Origin of the sequence: Enterobacter cloacae complex sp. I2 (assembly GCF_014896205.1) — a bacterium.
GTDB classification, from domain to species: Bacteria; Pseudomonadota; Gammaproteobacteria; order Enterobacterales; family Enterobacteriaceae; genus Enterobacter; species Enterobacter quasihormaechei.
Map to the genome: position 1 here is coordinate 68764 of NZ_JADBRA010000005.1, position 17405 is coordinate 86168.

13 protein-coding genes and 1 other RNA gene are annotated in these 17405 nt (G+C 58.6%); 5 read left to right on the plus strand and 9 right to left on the minus strand.

The annotated features are described in order from the left end of the window. The first annotated feature begins 60 nt into the window (after nucleotides 1-60). Nucleotides 61-774 carry an EAL domain-containing protein gene (locus IM300_RS05715; protein ID WP_063448973.1) on the plus strand — a complete coding sequence of 238 codons (714 nt, stop codon included), beginning with the start codon at nucleotides 61-63 and terminating at the stop codon, nucleotides 772-774. Nucleotides 775-835: 61 nt separating this feature from the next. Further along, a complete protein-coding gene (selO, locus tag IM300_RS05720) occupies nucleotides 836-2278 on the plus strand; it encodes a protein adenylyltransferase SelO (RefSeq protein WP_193035654.1) in 1443 nt (480 codons plus the stop codon). On the opposite strand, the gene IM300_RS05725 is transcribed toward selO, so the two are convergent. From IM300_RS05725 to ppsR, 8 genes are all read right to left on the minus strand, one after another. Beyond that, nucleotides 2275-3054 carry a heme ABC transporter ATP-binding protein gene (locus IM300_RS05725; protein WP_193035656.1) on the minus strand — a complete coding sequence of 260 codons (780 nt, stop codon included), beginning with the start codon at nucleotides 3052-3054 and terminating at the stop codon, nucleotides 2275-2277. The two genes, selO and IM300_RS05725, sit on opposite strands and share 4 nt — an antisense overlap. Beyond that, nucleotides 3047-4039, minus strand: coding sequence for an iron ABC transporter permease (locus tag IM300_RS05730; RefSeq protein ID WP_193035658.1), 993 nt, complete (start codon nucleotides 4037-4039; stop codon nucleotides 3047-3049). Before IM300_RS05730 ends, IM300_RS05725 begins: the two co-directional genes overlap by 8 nt. Continuing rightward, nucleotides 4039-4857 (minus strand): hemin ABC transporter substrate-binding protein, encoded by an 819-nt coding sequence (locus IM300_RS05735; protein ID WP_193035661.1) that lies wholly within the window; start codon nucleotides 4855-4857, stop codon nucleotides 4039-4041. The genes IM300_RS05730 and IM300_RS05735 overlap by 1 nt, the downstream gene beginning before the upstream one ends. Further along, complete coding sequence (gene chuS, locus IM300_RS05740) at nucleotides 4854-5882, minus strand: hematinate-forming heme oxygenase ChuS (RefSeq protein WP_193035663.1); 1029 nt, start codon at nucleotides 5880-5882, stop codon at nucleotides 4854-4856. Before chuS ends, IM300_RS05735 begins: the two co-directional genes overlap by 4 nt. Before the next feature lie 35 nt (nucleotides 5883-5917). Continuing rightward, nucleotides 5918-7900: a TonB-dependent hemoglobin/transferrin/lactoferrin family receptor gene (locus tag IM300_RS05745; RefSeq protein ID WP_107535181.1), complete on the minus strand. Its 1983-nt coding sequence runs from the start codon at nucleotides 7898-7900 to the stop codon at nucleotides 5918-5920. A 76-nt stretch (nucleotides 7901-7976) separates the two neighbouring features. Beyond that, nucleotides 7977-8165 carry a hemin uptake protein HemP gene (gene hemP, locus IM300_RS05750; RefSeq protein WP_063163262.1) on the minus strand — a complete coding sequence of 63 codons (189 nt, stop codon included), beginning with the start codon at nucleotides 8163-8165 and terminating at the stop codon, nucleotides 7977-7979. A gap of 198 nt (nucleotides 8166-8363) precedes the next feature. Beyond that, the gene (gene aroH, locus IM300_RS05755; protein ID WP_193035665.1) at nucleotides 8364-9410 is read right to left on the minus strand and encodes a 3-deoxy-7-phosphoheptulonate synthase AroH; all 1047 of its coding nucleotides are present in this window, start codon (nucleotides 9408-9410) and stop codon (nucleotides 8364-8366) included. Nucleotides 9411-9561: 151 nt separating this feature from the next. Continuing rightward, nucleotides 9562-10395, minus strand: a complete 834-nt coding sequence (gene ppsR, locus IM300_RS05760) for a posphoenolpyruvate synthetase regulatory kinase/phosphorylase PpsR (RefSeq protein ID WP_063448964.1) — start codon at nucleotides 10393-10395, stop codon at nucleotides 9562-9564. A gap of 335 nt (nucleotides 10396-10730) precedes the next feature. Between ppsR and ppsA the strand changes: the two genes are divergently transcribed. The 3 genes from ppsA (at nucleotide 10731) to IM300_RS05775 (ending at nucleotide 17123) form a co-directional block, all read left to right on the plus strand. Beyond that, on the plus strand, nucleotides 10731-13109 hold the full coding sequence (gene ppsA / locus IM300_RS05765; RefSeq protein WP_017384643.1) for a phosphoenolpyruvate synthase: 2379 nt from the start codon (nucleotides 10731-10733) through the stop codon (nucleotides 13107-13109). A gap of 234 nt (nucleotides 13110-13343) precedes the next feature. Continuing rightward, nucleotides 13344-14744 carry an MFS transporter gene (locus IM300_RS05770; protein ID WP_112792895.1) on the plus strand — a complete coding sequence of 467 codons (1401 nt, stop codon included), beginning with the start codon at nucleotides 13344-13346 and terminating at the stop codon, nucleotides 14742-14744. Between the two features lie 3 nt (nucleotides 14745-14747). Then, nucleotides 14748-17123, plus strand: coding sequence for a glycoside hydrolase family 3 N-terminal domain-containing protein (locus IM300_RS05775; RefSeq protein ID WP_193035667.1), 2376 nt, complete (start codon nucleotides 14748-14750; stop codon nucleotides 17121-17123). Between the two features lie 5 nt (nucleotides 17124-17128). On the opposite strand, the gene rprA is transcribed toward IM300_RS05775, so the two are convergent. After that, nucleotides 17129-17236, minus strand: an RNA gene (gene rprA / locus IM300_RS05780) — antisense sRNA RprA. Between the last annotated feature and the right edge of the window lie 169 nt (nucleotides 17237-17405).

Consider the following 17405-nt stretch of genomic DNA (forward strand, 5'->3'; position numbering starts at 1 on the left):
GAATTGTGCCTGCAATTGCTCCAGGATGTTCTCTCTCATCTTTAATGCAGGACAAGCGCGATGATTATTACGCTAGATAATGCTTACCAGTCTGAACTTTTACTGCTTCCGGCGCGTGATAGTGCAGGTTTGCTTAAAGGTTTAGAGATTTTGGTTAACTTTACTGGCGTGGGTACGGACGTACGAATCCCGACGGAACTGGTTATCCCGCATCTTTCCCGGGAAGATGAATTAGCGCTGTTTCAGGAGAAACTGCAATTACTCGATACCTGTAAGCTATTTTTTATTCAGCATCAGTTAATTGCATGGATCAATATTACACCCGCAATTGTTGAGTTTTTATTAACTAATGAGAACGCTGTTTCAATCCTTGAGCGTTATCCGTTTCTTGAGTTTACTGTTAATGAGAACTATCCAGGTTTAAATAACGGAAAAGACGATCTGACGCTGGCAAGAATGGCGATCCATTTCCCATTAGTGCTGGCTAACTTTGGTGCAGGGGCAGCGTCCCTTAAGCCGGTTTATGATGGTTTGTTCAAACGGGTCATTCTGGATAAAAACTTCATCCAGCAGCGCGTTTCGGCGCTCTCCTTTGAGCCTTTTATGCGCGCTATCCTCTGGCAAATCACGCCGCACTGTCAGTCGGTCATGGTCTCAGGAATTGACGATCACGGCATCCTGCAACGCGTGCTGCCCTTCAATTTTGGTGCAATGCAGGGCACCCTGTGGCCTGCCGTCCCGGCTGAACGCGTCACGACCCTCGTTCAGCAATAACCCCTTTCTTCGCCCGTGTTTACGTTCAGGGAAACCCTCTACACTTAAAGCAGGAGGACTTATGACCCTGTCTTTTACTGCCCACTGGCATGATGAACTACCCGGCTTTTACACCGCGCTTAAGCCAACGCCTTTACAAAATGCGCGTCTGATCTGGCATAACGATGCGTTAGCGGATTCGCTTGGCATCCCTTCGTCTCTTTTTCAGCCAGAAAAAGGCGCCGGCGTCTGGGGTGGCGAAACGCTGCTTCCGGGCATGAAGCCGCTGGCTCAGGTTTACAGCGGACATCAGTTTGGCGTCTGGGCGGGACAGCTCGGCGATGGTCGCGGCATCCTGCTGGGTGAACAGGTGTTGCCGAATGGCGAAACGCGCGACTGGCACCTGAAAGGGGCAGGGCTGACCCCATACTCTCGCATGGGGGATGGCCGCGCGGTGCTGCGCTCAACCATCCGTGAAGGTCTGGCGTCGGAAGCCATGCATGCGCTGGGGATCCCCACCTCACGCGCGTTGTCGATTGTCACCAGCGACACGCCGGTTGCCCGCGAGACGATGGAGCAGGGAGCGATGCTGATCCGCGTGGCCGAAAGCCATCTGCGTTTCGGCCATTTTGAACACTTCTATTATCGCCGCGAGCCGGATAAGGTCCGCCAGCTTGCCGATTACGCCCTTCGTCGTCACTGGCCGCATCTGCAAAACGAAGCGGACCGCTATGTTCTCTGGTTCCGCGATGTTGTCGCGCGCACCGCCTCCATGATTGCCCGCTGGCAGGCCGTCGGCTTTGCTCACGGCGTGATGAATACCGACAACATGTCCCTGTTGGGGCTGACGTTTGACTACGGTCCGTACGGCTTCCTTGATGACTATCAGCCGGGTTACATCTGTAACCATTCGGACTATCAGGGGCGTTACCGGTTCGACAACCAGCCTGCGGTGGGGCTGTGGAACCTCCAGCGTCTTGCACAAAGCCTGTCGCCGTTTATCGACGTCGATGCCCTGAACGATGCGCTCGACAGCTATCAGGAGGTGTTGCTGCGGGAATACGGCGCGTTAATGCGCAACAAGCTGGGCCTCATGACGCAGGAAAAAGGCGATAACGCGCTGCTGAACGGGCTGTTTGCGATCATGGCGCGGGAAGGCAGCGACTATACCCGAACCTTCCGTATGCTGAGCCAGACCATGCAGCAGAGCGCCGCGTCACCGCTGCGCGACGAGTTCATTGATCGACAGGCGTTTGATGACTGGTTTTCCGCTTACCGCGCGCGTTTGCAGCAGGAGCAGATTGACGATGATACCCGTCAGGCGCAGATGAAGGCGGTTAACCCGGCGATGGTGTTGCGCAACTGGCTGGCGCAGCGGGCCATTGAACAGGCAGAGCAGGGGGATTATACCGAGCTGCACCGGCTGCATATCGCCCTGCGCACGCCGTTTGCCGACCGGGACGATGACTATGTCAGCCGCCCGCCGGACTGGGGCAAGCGGCTGGAAGTGAGCTGCTCAAGCTAAGGGGCGAGAAAAACCTGCGGCGCGGCATGCGCCGGATGCGTGCCGACGTGCACCTGCGCACCGTACCAGCGGGCCAGCGCGTCGGCCTGCAAAACTGTCTCCGGCATGCCCTCAGAAACAATCCTCCCGTTGTGGAGCAGCAGGATCCTGTCTGACCATAACGCGGCAAGATTGAGATCGTGCAGCACCACGCACACGTGAAGATGGCCCTGACGGGTCAGGGATTTCAGCAGACGCAGCAGATGCTGCTGGTGATAGAGATCCAGCGCGGAAGTGGGTTCGTCGAGAAACAGCCAGCCGCGCGGCGTTCCGTCACGCCACAGCTGCGCCAGCGCACGGGCGAGCTGAACGCGCTGCTGCTCGCCGCCCGAGAGGGCATGATAGCGCCTGCCGGCCAGCGGGAGGCAACCGGTCAGCTGCAACACCTCACGCACAATCGACGGTTCCGGGTGACGCGTCCAGGGCGCACGCCCCATCCCAACGATCTCCTCCACCTGCCAGTCAAATCCTGGCTGAGTATGCTGACGCATCACCGCCCGATAGCGGGACAGCGTTTCCGGCGGCCATTCGCCCAGGGTTTTCCCCGCCAGCGAACAGCTGCCGCTGTCGGGCTTCAGGTAGCCTGTCAGCAGCCGCAGCAGCGTCGATTTCCCTGCACCGTTGGGGCCGATAAGCGTGACCAGCTCTCCCTGCGACAGTGACAGCGAAATATTATCCGTCAGCGTGCGGCCAGACCGGGTAAGGGTAAGATTTTCAGCCGTATAGCGTTCAGCCATGCTGTTCTCCACGCCGAAAGATAAGCCATAAGAACCAGGGGGCACCAAGGATGCTGGTGAGCAGGCCGACCGGCATTTCTGCCGGGGCGACCAGGGTGCGCGCCACCGTATCCGCCACCAGCAGCAGAAGCGCGCCCGCAAGTATCGCGCCGGGGAGCGTTGCGCGGTGATCGGCACCCAGCCACATGCGCATCAGGTGCGGCACCACGAGCCCGACAAAGCCAATCACGCCGCTGACGGCGACAGCCGCCGCGACCAGCAGGGCGCTGCACAACAGTAAGATTCGCTGTACCAGGGCAACGTCCACGCCAAGGTAATGCGCTTCCTCTTCACCCAGTTGCAGCAAATTTAACGCGCTGGCACAACGCCAGATCGCCAGAACGGCAGGCACCATCAGCGAGGTCACGGCCAACAGCGTTGACCACTGCGCCTGACCGAGACTTCCCATTCCCCAGAGCGAAAGCTGGCGAAGCTGCGCGTCATTGCTGACCCACGAAAGTACGCCTACCGCCGCACCGCACAGGGCATTGATGGCGATCCCCACCAGCAACAGGCGTGACAGCGAGCCGTTACGCTGTCGGCTGAGCAGAAAGATCGCGGCTGTGGCCGCCAGCGCCCCAATGAATGCCGCCAGCATCGGGGCGTAGAGCATCATCAGCGCGGGCAAAGAGAGCGGAAGCACCACCCAGAGTGCGACGGCCAGCGCCGCGCCGCTGCTGATCCCGAGCAGGCCCGGGTCGGCCAGCGGATTGCGGAACAGTCCCTGCATGACGCAGCCGGCAAGCGCCAGCGATCCGCCAATCACCAGCGCCAGCAGCACGCGGGGCAGACGGATGGTCAGCCAGATCTGGCGCAGCGTCTCATCGCTGCTGCTCCACAGCACGTTCACCGGCAGGCGTAACGCTCCAAAACCGGTGGCCATGAACGTTATGACGGTGAGCGCCCCCGCCAGAAGCCACAGCGAGAGCGTGATGCGCCGGGACATCAGGGCAGTTGCTCCGCTCTGGCTCGCAGCTGCTGAATGGCTTTCGGCGTACGGACGCTGAAGCCCAGCAGGGCCATGTCGTCAATGGCCAGCACCTGCCTGTTTCGTCCCGCTGGCGTTTGCGCCAGGCCAGGCAGTTTCCACAGATTTTCTTCACCGCCCAGCGCGGTGAGGCCGTCCTGCGAAATCACCACCAGATCCGGCTGGCTGGCCATCACTCCCTCCTGCGAGAGCGGCTGATAGCGGGTAAAGCCCTGCATGGCGTTCTGCAACCCGGCAGCGCGGATTGCCGCATCCGCGCCGGTCTGTTGCCCGGCCGCCATTGCGGTCATCCCGCCGTGGCTGAGGATAAACAGCACCCGCTTGTTGAGCGGTGACGAGGGGAGTGCCGCCAGCGCCTGACGCAGCGAGCTGCGCAGGATTTCCCCTTGCGCCTCATGATGCGTCGCCTGGGCTATCACCCGCACTTTTTCGTCAATCGCGCCCAGGTCCGGGGTGCCGGGAACGGTCACCACCCTGACGTGGCTCTGTTCAACCTGCTTCAGCGCCAGTGATGGCTGCGCCTGGTCGCTTGCCAGCACCAGCGTCGGGCGCACGGACAAAATTCCCTCCGCGTTGAGCTGGCGGAGGTATCCCACGTCAGGCAGCGCTGTCGTTGCCTGCGGCCACTGGCTGGTACTGTCGCGCGCAACCAGAGAGGACTCTGCGCCGAGGGCGTAGACGATCTCCGTTACGTCGCCGCCGAGGGCGACAATTCTCTCCGGCGCGGCGGCGGCGGCCAGCGGCAGGGCGCAGAGCAGGGCAAACCAGTTTTTCATGCGGCCAGTCCTTCCGGCGTCAGGGCGTCAATCTGGCGACGCCACAGGCTCTGCTCCGGCTCGCCTTCAGTACGCTGACCGTAGAGCTGGGCGATTTGGGTGCCATCCGCCGCAAACAGCTCCAGGCTGGTGACGTGACCGTCCGCCGTCGGCTTGCGTGTTACCCACGTCTCCGCGACGGCCTCCTCCAGCAGGTGCAGGGTAAAGGTTGGATTGAAGATGTTCAGCCAGCCCTTCATTGGCGTCAGCTTTTCCACCGCACCGGTGAAGATCTGCACGCAGCCGCGGTTGCCGACAAAGATCATAATTTCGTTTCCGTCCCGTCGCGCCGTCTCCAGCAGTTGCGCCAGCGCGCTGTTTTCAACCTTACAGGCCAGATCGTCACTGACCAGACGAAACGCCTGCTGGCGGCTGAGGTTGTGGCGCTTGAGCAGGCTAAAGAACTGGTGCACGTCGGTCATGGCGCGCCACTCGTTCTCTACCGTACTGGCGTCTGCGCGCTCGGCATGCGCGGGGGCATCGGCCGCTTCCAGTACCAGAGCGGGGTTATCAGCAATGATAAAACGGGTCAGCACGTCGCCCCAGGCGGCGACGTCGGTGCTATCCGTGGCGTAGACCTTCAGCAGCGCCTCGCCCTGACGATCGAAGAACTGAATGCTCTGGCGTTCGCCGCGCGGGGTCGCCTCGCTGATGTGAAACGCGCTCGCCCACTGGTTGAGGAACAGACGCAGATCCAGCGCGCGCGGGTTCAGCACCAGCCCGGCGTGGCCGCCGAGGTGCTGGTTAGTAAACGCCCCGACCTGTTCATGAACGGCGTACTCGTTACGGCAGATGCATTTGGTTTCGCCCACGGACTCCAGCGCCGCCAGAATGTCGCGGATCTCGCCGCGCAGCCGCCAGGCGTCGTGGCCGACGCGTGCATAAGCCAGCTCCGCCTCACTGATGTTCATTAAGCCGGCGATATCACGCGCGTACTTACCCGGATTTTCTTCTTTAAGCTCAAGCCAGCGTGTGTAGTGACGCATAATCTTATCCTTCTGAATCGTTGCCCCGACGGGGATTACCACTGATAACTGACGAAAATTTTACCGTTGCGACCGTCCTGCGGAATGCCCTGCGGTGACCAGTAGGCTTTATCAAAGGCGTTCCCCAGTACGAGGGTGGTGGTGATGCCTTTGAACTGCTGCTGGCCTTTGTAGCTGACGTAGAAGTCGTTAACCGCATAGCCCGGCTGCTCGCTGTAGCTGCTGCTGATGTGCGTTGAACGTTCGACGAAGGTGCCGATCCAGCCCACGGAGAAGCCGCTTTGCGCCACCGGGATATCCAGCTTGCTGGTGACGGTGTCCGGATTAATGCTGGAGATATATTCGCCCGTGTCGGTATCTTTCCCGCGCGTGCGGTTGTAGGCCACGTCGAGGTTGAACAGACTGGTCGAGTAGGTCGCCATCATGTCCCAGCCCCAGATTTTGGCGTTTGGCACGTTGTAGGACATGGTGGTGGCCGCCGCAAAATCGACGGTGGTGGAGATGTAATCTTTCGCTTTGGTGTCGAAGTAGCTGGCTTTGAACTCCAGCGCGTCGTTGGCGAGCATGAGATCGTCAAAACGCAGCCCAAAACCGAACTCCTGGGTTTCGTTAGTTTCCGGACGCAGGTTCGGGTTCGGCACCCAGTAGTTGGTGTAGAAACTGCCGATGGAGAAGTGCTTCGAGTCGTTATACATCTCGCCCATCGTTGGCGCGCGGAAGGCCTGAGCGTAAGAGCCGAACAGCATCAGCCAGTCGGCTGGACTCACGGTTAACCCGGCGCGTGATGACCACTTATCCGCATCCACGTCGTCGTAACCGCTGCTGCTGCCGCGGTAGTTGTCGTAACGCGTCCCGCCGAGAAGCGTTACCGGCAGGTCGCGCAGGGTGATCTCATCCTGCAACCAGCCGGAGCTAAAGTCGATCTTCGCGTCCGGGAAGCCGGTGGTCGCGCCGCCAGGGTGTTGCTCCTGACGATAGTATTCCCCGCCGTAGGTCAGCAGGTGCGAGGCAAAAGAGTCGCTGAACAGGCGGGTGCGGTTTTCCACTTTGCCGCCTTTGGTGGTCTGCTTACGGAACTCGCCGCTGGCGTCAATGTTCTGGGCGTTGATCCGCGCTTCGGACCAGTAAATTTTCGCGTCGGCGTTTAGCCAGTCGTTTCCGGCGGGCGCTATGCGGTAGCCAAGCTGGGCATCGCGCTGAATGGTGGAACGGTCGGTCATCGGGTTACTGCTGTTGGCATCCGTGGTCTGCGGATTTTTTGGCTCCTGCGCGTCGTTGTTGTAGTAGCGCAGGGAGCCGCTCAGGGTCTGAGCCGGGTCGATTTTCCAGCTGCCTTTCGCCAGCATATTGTTGATGGACTCGTCGTTTGGTGCCCTCGCGCCGTCGCTCTGGCGAATGTCGCCGCGATCGCGGCTGGACCAGGAGACCAGGCCATCAAGGGTATCGGTGCGGCCATAGGCGCTGGCGCCCATACCGATGCTGCGATCGCCCGTCGCGCCGGTAGCAAACACGCGATAGCCGCTGTTTTTACCTGCGTCCAGCAGATCGCTGGCGTCGACGGTATCATACGAAATCACGCCACCCAGCGCGCCGCTGCCGTACAGCAGGGCGGAAGGGCCGCGCACCACTTCAATACGTTTGATCAGCGCCGGGTCGAGGAACGTGCTGTTCAGGTGTCCGGTATCGGTACCCTGGCGTACGCCATCCACCAGCACCAGCACGCCACGGCGGTCGTAACCGCGCAGGTTAACGTCCTGGCCGTTGGTGCGACCGGTGCCGTCCAGCATCAGGCCAGGCACCTTGCGCAGCAGGTCGGCGGCGGAGCTGGCGGTCTGGTTTTCCGGGGCGGTGGCGTCAATCACGCTCACCATCATGGGGGCTTCAAAGGCGCTGCGGGCATTGCCGGTGGCGGTAACGGTGATATCGTCTGCGGCGGCAAACGCAACGCCCGGCAGGGTGCTGACAATCGCCAGCGCCAGAAGGGACGGGCGTAAAGACGCGGATTGCAGGTGTGGCATAGCAACTCTCCATAAGAATTGAAAAGCGCTGGCTGCCTGGGGATCACCTGGGTGGCTGGCGAAGGTTTTGTCTGGTTTATTTTGTCAGGATCAGTTTTCCGGCATTGGTCTGGCGCAGCAGATAGTGCTGGCCGTCATGCTCGATAATCACCCGGCCTTCCTCACCCAACAGGCTTTTGCTGTCGATGCGGCGATCGGTGGAAGCAGGGGATGGCGCTGTGTGTGTTTTTACTGGCGTTGCTGCGCTGTTATCGGTCGGTGACATAATGTTTATAAATAACAATCAATGTAACAATGATAATCATTATCAATAAACTGCATTTTCACAGCAAGCGTTTTTGTGAAAATTGTGTGACGGGATCAAATTTGTGCAATGAAACGCCCGGTGGCGGCTACGCCTTACCGGGCCTACAACGGCACGAACCGTAGGCCGGGTAAGGCGTAGCCGCCACCCGGCAAGGGTTTAAAATCGAGAATCAACCGCCGCAGCCAGCTTCTCCAGCAGCCGTTCGCTGTCTTCCCAGCTTAGGCAAGGATCGGTAATTGACTGGCCGTACACCATGTGCTGTCCGGCTACGATCTTCTGGGTGCCTTCTTTGATAAAGCTCTCCGCCATAATCCCCGCAATGGCGGTCGAGCCGCTGCGGATCTGCTGGCAGACTTCATCGCAGACGTCCAACTGGCGGCGGTGCTGTTTCTGGCAGTTGCCGTGGCTGAAATCCACCACCAGATGCTCCGGCAGGTCAAACTCCGCCAGTGTTTCGCAGGCGGCGGCAATATCTTCCGCGTGGTAGTTCGGCTTTTTACCGCCGCGCATAATGATGTGGCCGTAAGGGTTGCCGCTGGTCTGGTAGATGGTCATCTGGCCGTTTTTATCCGGAGAGAGGAACATATGGCTGGCGCGCGACGCGCGGATGGCATCGACGGCAATTCGGGTATTGCCGTCAGTTCCGTTTTTAAAGCCCACCGGGCAGGAGAGCGCCGACGCCATTTCACGGTGGATCTGGCTTTCGGTGGTGCGCGCACCAATCGCGCCCCAGCTGATGAGGTCGGCAATAAACTGTCCGGTCACCATATCCAGGAATTCGGTGGCGGTCGGCACGCCCAGTTCGTTAACCTGTAGCAGCAGCTTGCGCGCCAGGGCAATACCGTGATTCACCCGGTAGCTGCCGTTCAGATCGGGATCGGAAATCAGCCCTTTCCAGCCCACCACGGTGCGCGGCTTTTCAAAATAGGTACGCATCACGATCTCCAGCCGATCCTGATACGTTTTGCGCAGCGTCTGAAGGCGTTTCGCATAATCCATCGCCGCGTCCAGGTCGTGAATGGAGCAGGGGCCAATCACCACCAGAAGACGTTTGTCTTCACCATTGAGAATTTTTTCGATGCGACGACGGGAGGCCGTCACATGGTCCGCCACCTCGGGGGAAACGGGGTGCAACTGTGCCAGTTCAGCCGGTGTGACCAGGCTATCAATGCGCGCAGTGCGAAGTTCGTCGGTTTTGTTCATGGAATGTCTCAGAAATTTTTTGCTTCATCGGCAGACTACCGGGAAGTGATGGGCATCACCTTAAACCAATCCCTGCTGATTTCAAGTTCGGGGCGCGTCGCCCCGAGGATGAGCGTAATAATAACTGAAACTGGATTAATGTACTAGCGTATTAGTACATACGGCGATTCAGCCCCATGATGTCGAGGATTTTGGTGGCAATTTCTTCTACCGAATAGTTGGTGCTGTTCAGCCAGGGGATCTGGTTTTTTCGGTACAGCGCTTCGACTTCGGCGACTTCCATTCGACACTGGCGCATCGAGGCGTAGCGGCTGTTCTCGCGTCGTTCTTCTCGGATCGCCGCCAGACGTTCCGGGTTGATGGTCAGCCCAAACAGCTTATGCTGGAGCGGCTTGAGCGCGGCGGGCAGCACCAGGTTATCCATATCATCGGCAATAAAGGGGTAGTTGGCGGCGCGAATGCCAAACTGCATCGCCAGGTAAAGGCTGGTGGGGGTTTTACCGCAGCGCGACACGCCGAGCAAAATGACCTGCGCCTGGTCCAGATTGCGCAGCGAGATCCCGTCGTCATGGGCCAGGGTATAGTCAATGGCGGCAATACGCGCATCGTATTTGGTCAGGTTGCCGGGGTTTAGCCCGTGGGTACGGTGGGCGATGGGCGTCGGGTCGAGCTTCAGCTCGCTTTGCAGCGGTGCAACCAGCGCCTGCACGATGTCCTGGCAGAACCCTTCGCTTTGCAGAATGATGTTGCGGATTTCGGGGATCACGATGGAATAGAACACCAGCGGACGAACGCCGGTCTGCTGATAAATGGCGTCGATCTGGTCCTTGACCGCTTTGGCCCGGCTCTCGTTTTCCACGAACGGCAGCGTGATGCTGTTTATCGACACGGGAAACTGCGACATCACCGCGTGGCCCAGCACCTCGGCGGTGATCGCCGTCCCATCAGAAATATAAAAAACGTGGCGATCGACAGCATTATCCATTTTATTCACCCTGAATAGCGTACGTAATTGCCTGAAAGCATAAATTAAAAAAGTTAATTTCACAGCTAAGAACTTATCTGAATTTAAAATGAAATGGTGTTTTTGATTTTCCTGAAAACCGGATTTCATTTTCCGAATAGCGGCTTTATTTTTATGGTTTCTGGCGGAATCTATAGGAATCATCGGGTTAGCAAGCGTATGGAAAGTGTCCGAAAAGTTGAAAATTAAAATTGCTTACACGATTCACCGTTTTTTTAGCGGAAATAAATATGCCAGTATAAATACGTAGTCAGGTGTTTCTTACTCCGATCAAATATCACAAAAGGATTGTTTCGATGTCCAACAATGGCTCGTCACCGCTGGTGCTTTGGTATAACCAACTCGGCATGAATGATGTAGACAGAGTTGGGGGCAAAAATGCCTCCCTGGGTGAAATGATTACAAATCTGTCCGGTATGGGTGTCTCCGTACCAAACGGGTTTGCCACAACCGCCGATGCGTTTAACCTGTTTTTAGACCAGAGCGGTGTAAACCAGCGCATTTACGACCTGCTGGATAAAACGGATATTGATGACGTGACCGAGCTTGCCAAAGCCGGCGCGCAAATCCGCCAGTGGATTATCGACACACCTTTCCAGCCGGAACTGGAAAAAGCCATTCACGACGCGTACAACCAGCTCTCCGCTGACGACGCGCAGGCCTCCTTTGCCGTGCGCTCCTCCGCCACCGCAGAAGACATGCCGGACGCCTCTTTCGCCGGTCAGCAGGAAACGTTCCTGAACGTTCAGGGCTATGACGCGGTGCTGGTGGCGGTGAAGCACGTCTTCGCCTCCCTGTTCAACGACCGCGCCATATCCTATCGCGTGCATCAGGGCTACGACCATCGCGGCGTCGCGCTCTCTGCTGGCGTGCAGCGCATGGTGCGCTCCGACGTGGGATCGTCCGGCGTGATGTTCTCGATTGATACCGAATCCGGCTTCGACCAGGTGGTGTTTATCACCTCCGCGTGGGGCCTGGGTGAGATGGTGGTGCAGGGGGCAGTGAACCCTGACGAATTTTACGTTCACAAGCCAACGCTTGCGGCAAACCGCCCGGCGGTGGTGCGCCGTACCATGGGCTCGAAAAAAATCCGCATGATCTATGCCCCGACGCAAGAGCACGGCAAGCAGGTCACGATTGAAGATGTGCCGCAGGAGCAGCGCGACCGCTTCTCCCTGACCGATGCCGAGGTAGAAGAGCTGGCGAAGCAGGCGGTACAGATTGAAAAACACTATGGCCGCCCGATGGACATCGAGTGGGCGAAAGACGGCCACACCGGCAAGCTGTTTATCGTGCAGGCGCGTCCGGAAACCGTCCGTTCTCGCGGTCAGGTCATGGAGCGCTACACCCTGCACGCTCAGGGCAAAATTGTTGCGGAAGGCCGCGCGATTGGTCACCGCATCGGTGCCGGTCCGGTGAAGGTGATCCACGACATCAGCGAAATGAACCGCATTCAGCCCGGCGACGTGCTGGTGACCGACATGACCGACCCGGACTGGGAACCGATCATGAAGAAAGCGGCCGCCATCGTCACCAACCGCGGTGGACGCACCTGTCACGCGGCAATCATCGCCCGTGAGCTGGGGATCCCGGCGGTCGTCGGCTGCGGTGACGCGACTGAACGCATGAAGGACGACCAGAAGGTGACGGTCTCCTGCGCTGAAGGCGATACCGGGTACGTGTATGCCGATATCCTCGACTTCAGCGTGAAAAGCTCCAGCGTGGATACCATGCCGGACCTGCCGCTGAAGATCATGATGAACGTCGGTAACCCGGACCGCGCGTTTGACTTCGCCTGCCTGCCGAACGAAGGCGTGGGCCTGGCGCGTCTGGAATTCATCATCAACCGCATGATCGGCGTTCACCCGCGCGCGCTGCTGGAGTTCGACGACCAGGACGCGAAGCTGCAAAACGAAATCCGCGAGATGATGAAGGGTTACGACTCGCCGAGAGAGTTCTATGTTGGCCGCCTGACGGAAGGGATCGCCACGCTCGGCGCGGCCTTCTACCCGAAACGCGTGATCGTGCGCCTGTCGGACTTTAAGTCCAACGAATACGCCAACCTGGTGGGCGGCGAGCGCTACGAGCCGGAAGAAGAGAACCCGATGCTGGGCTTCCGCGGCGCAGGCCGCTACGTGTCAGAAAGCTTCCGCGACTGCTTCGCGCTGGAGTGCGAGGCGGTGAAACGCGTGCGCAACGACATGGGGCTGACCAACGTGGAGATCATGATCCCGTTCGTCCGTACCGTGGATCAGGCGAAAGCGGTGGTGGACGAGCTGGCGCGTCAGGGGCTGAAGCGCGGCGAGAACGGGCTGAAGATCATCATGATGTGTGAAATTCCGTCCAACGCCCTGCTGGCAGAGCAGTTCCTGGAGCACTTCGACGGCTTCTCCATCGGCTCGAACGACATGACGCAGCTGGCGCTGGGTCTCGACCGCGACTCTGGCGTCGTCTCTGAGCTGTTCGACGAGCGTAACGAGGCGGTGAAAGCGCTGCTCTCCATGGCCATTCGCGCGGCGAAGAAACAGGGTAAATACGTTGGCATTTGCGGTCAGGGTCCGTCTGACCACGAAGACTTTGCGGCCTGGCTGATGGACGAGGGGATTGATAGCCTCTCCCTGAACCCGGACACCGTGGTGCAAACCTGGCTGAGCCTGGCAGAGCTGAATAAGTAAAACCGACATAACCTGAAAAAGGCGAGGATATCTGTCCTCGCCTTTTTTATTTTCCTGCGAATATGCTCACCATCACAAATAAAGCAAAAAACCAAATATCATAATTTACCTGTTAATTTAGACAATTGTTAGCGGGCAAGGCGTTGCTAATACTTGAGCCTTACCGCGTGCATCCTTCGGGATGATGCGCGACTGGTTGAAATACGTTTTAACCTGATAAAAAGGCAAATAACAATGACAATCTCCTCTGTATTACGCACCAAAGATAAAATAGGTTATGGCCTGGGTGATATGGCCAGCGCGCTGGTCTGGCAAACGGCAACGTTATTTCTCGCTTATTTCTATACGGACGTATTCGGTTTGCCAGCGGCCATTATGGGCACCATGTTTTTAGTGGTGCGCGTGGTCGATGCGTTTGTCGACCCGTGCATTGGCGCGCTGGTGGATCGCACTCAGACGCGCCACGGTCGTTTTCGCCCCTGGCTGCTCTGGTTTGCCATTCCGTTTGGCGTGAGCTGCCTCATTACCTTCTACGTGCCGGATGCCGGGGCGACGGCGAAAATTGTCTATGCCTGCGTGACGTATGCCATCCTGAGCCTGATCTACTCCGCCATTAACGTGCCTTACTGCGCCATGCCCGGCGCGCTGACGCTCGACCCGCGCGAGCGCCACTCGCTGCAATCCTGGCGCTTTGGCCTGTCGTTTATCGGCGGGTTGATTGTGACGGTTATTGCGCTGCCGCTGGTCTCATTATTAGGCCAGGGTAATGTGCAGAAAGGCTATTTCTATGCCATGAGCCTGATGGGGCTGCTGGGGATTGTTTTATTCTTCTGCTGCTTCTTTATGACCCGGGAGCGCTACTCTCCGCGCAATGACACCTCCGGCTCGATGCTGACGGATTTAAAACTGCTGGCCGGCAACAGTCAGTGGCGAATTGTTTTTCTGTTTAATATTTTACTGTTAACCGCCGTCGTGACGCGCGGCTCGGCGACCATGTATTACGTTAACTATGTTCTGTTACGTCCCGATCTGGTCTTTGCCTTTATTGTTTCCGGCATGGTGGCATCTCTGAGCGGCGCATTATTATCAGAACGCCTGCTGGGGAAATTCGACCGCGTGCGTGCCTATCAGTGGACCATTATTTCCTTCGTTATTTTTGGCGCACTGATTTTCTTCATTCCCCCTTCTCAGGTGTGGCTGATATTCGGTCTGAATATTGTGTTTAGTTTTATTCAGAACCTGACCACGCCGCTGCAATGGACCATGTTCTCAGACGTGGTGGACTACGAAGAGCACCGCAGCGGCCGCCGCCTGGACGGGCTGGTCTTCTCTACCGCCCTGTTTGCCATCAAGTTTGGGCTGGCGCTGGGTGGGGCAGTGGTCGGCTGGGTGCTTGGCATGGTGGATTACGCTCCCGGACAGGCAAACCAGGCCCCTCACGTACTCGCAACGATCAACGCGCTGTTCACCCTGATACCCTGCGCGCTGTTCCTGTGCATGGTGGCGCTCCTTGCCATCTACAAACTCAACAGCCGGCTGGTGGACGCCATCGCCCGGGAGCTGGCCAGCAAACGCGATATTCGAAACGATGCGGGGCAGCTTAGCCCGGCAGCGCAATCCGCACTACAGGAGTAAACCATGACTGCGATCTACAGGGACGCGGGACGTCCCGTACACGAGCGTGTCGCCGATCTACTGGCGCGTATGACCCCGGAAGAGAAATTTGCCCAGATGCACGCATACTGGCTGATCCTCGATGAAAACGGCAACCATCGCGAGCGCAGCGATCTGAGCGATGAGTTTGCCGGTGTAAGCGAACAGGCGTCCCTCAGCGAAAGGCTGAAGCTGGGCGTCGGGCAGATCACCCGTCCGCTCGGCACACACATTGTCGATGCGAAGACCGGCGTGCGTGCCGCCAACCGCCTGCAACGCCTGATGATGGAGGAGACCCGGCTCGGCATTCCGGCGCTGTTCCATGAGGAGTGTCTGGTCGGCTTGCTGTGTAAAGACGCCACGCTCTTCCCGTCGTCGCTGAACTATGGTTCCACCTGGAACCCGGCGCTGGTGCAGCGCGCGGCGGAGCAGATTGGCAAAGAGGCCCGTTCAGTCGGGTGCCAGCAGGGGCTGGCCCCGGTGCTGGACGTCTCGCGAGACGTACGCTGGGGGCGTACGGAAGAGACCTTTGGCGAAGATCCGTGGCTGGTGGGGGTGATGGCCACGGCGTACGTGAAGGGGTTGCAGGGTGATAAGCGCGATCTGCTGGCGACCCTGAAGCATTACGTGGGCCACTCGTTCAGCGAAGGGGCGCGCAACCATGCCCCGGTCCATCTCGGCTTCAGCGAGCTAAACGATACGTTCCTGCTGCCGTTTGAGATGGCGGTCAAGCTGGCCAACGCCGGTTCGGTGATGCCGGCCTATCACGACATCGATAATCAGCCGGGCCACAGCGACCATTTCCTGCTCACCACCGTTTTGCGCGATCAGTGGGGCTTCGACGGCATTATCGTGGCGGACTACGGCGGCGTCAGCCTGCTGCACCAGCACCACGGAATTTCTCACGATCCAGCGGAATCGGCTGCGCTGGCGTTTAACGCCGGGCTGGACGTGGAATTGCCGAAGGATGACTGCGCGCGCCACCTGGCGGAAGCGGTAGAGCGTGGGCTCATCTCCATGGCGAAGGTGGATGAGATTGTGGCGCGCGTGCTGGGTGAAAAATTCCGCCTCGGGCTGTTTGAAAACCCGTACGTCGATGAAGACGGTATCGATTTGCAAAGCGAGGCGACCCGACAGGCGGCGCGCGAGGTAGCAACCACATCGATAACGCTGCTGGAAAATAACGGCATTTTGCCTCTCGGCGGCAAACCGCGTGTAGCGGTGGTCGGGCCGACGGCAGACGATCCGCTGGCGCTACTGAGCGGCTACAGCTTCCCGGTTCACCTGATCATCAGCGATATGGTTGAAGAGACCTCGCAGGTGACCACCCCGCGCGCGGCGCTGGAACAGTACCTTGGCGCATCGCAGATACGTTACGCGAAAGGGTGTCACATTATTGAAAAACGGATGGCGGGCGCGCCGGTTTTCCCGGGCGACAGCGGCGGTAAGCCGATGCAGCAGTCCCCAGTGTCACAACGCACGGATCTGATCCCCGACGCCGTGAGCGCTGCACAAGCGAGTGACGTAGTGGTGGCCTGCGTTGGCGACCTTGCCGGGCTATTCCAGAGCGGCACCGTGGGGGAAGGCTCGGACACCGATTCGCTGGATCTGCCGGGCGTGCAGCAGCAGCTGCTGGACGCGCTGGTGGCAACCGGCAAGCCGGTAATTGTCGTCATGACGGGCGGGCGTCCTTATAACCTTCAGGGGCTGGAAGAGAAGGTGGCCGCGCTGATAATGGCCTGGGCGCCCGGGCAGGAAGGCGGTTGGGCAATTGCCGATGTGTTAACCGGCCGCGCCGAACCGCAGGGCAGGCTGGTGGTGAGTGTGCCGAAAAGCGCCGGAGCGATGCCGTACTACTACAATCACAAGCTGAAAAGCGGGGGCACGCCGTTTGCCTTCCATTTCGGCGCGCGTTACCCGTTTGGTTACGGGCTCGGCTGGACGCAATTTAGCTGGGGAGCGGCACGGCTGGCTGAAAGCCGCGTCCCGATCGCTGGAGAGGTGACATTACGTATCGATATCACCAACGCCGGCGAGCGCAGCGGCAGTGAAGTGGTGCAGGTCTACGTGCGCGATAAGGTCGCCACGCAGGTGCGTCCGCTTCAGGAGCTGAAAGCGTTCCAGCGCGTTACGCTTGCACCGGGAGAAACCGCCACGCTGACCTTTACCCTGCCGGTGGAGATGTTCAATTTCACGCGTCGGGACGGGAAGCGAATTGTCGAGCCAGGGGAGTTTGAGCTACAGGTTGGCGCTTCCTCGGCGGATATTCGCGAGGTTGTGACGGTGCAGGTGACCGGGGAGACGCGGGTGCTGGCGGGTGACTGGCAGATGCTCAGCCGCTGTGACATTACGCGAACGTAAAAAGGATAAAAAAAAGCCCATCGTGGGAGATGGGCAAAGACTACACACAGCAATTCGTTGTTTCACTCAGGGGATTTCCATGCTTATAAATCAAGGTGTTGATTTATAACCGTGTCTTAATAGTAGGCATGCCAGGATTTTGAGTCGATCGGATTCGTCTCAATAGTTAAAGGTAGGTAAAGATTTCTTGAAGAGAATGACGGTTTTAGGCTGGAAAAGGCGGGTCTGACCAGTGTGCAGAGAATAAATAGTTTAGCAACGTTTAAGTATTGCTGTGAAGAG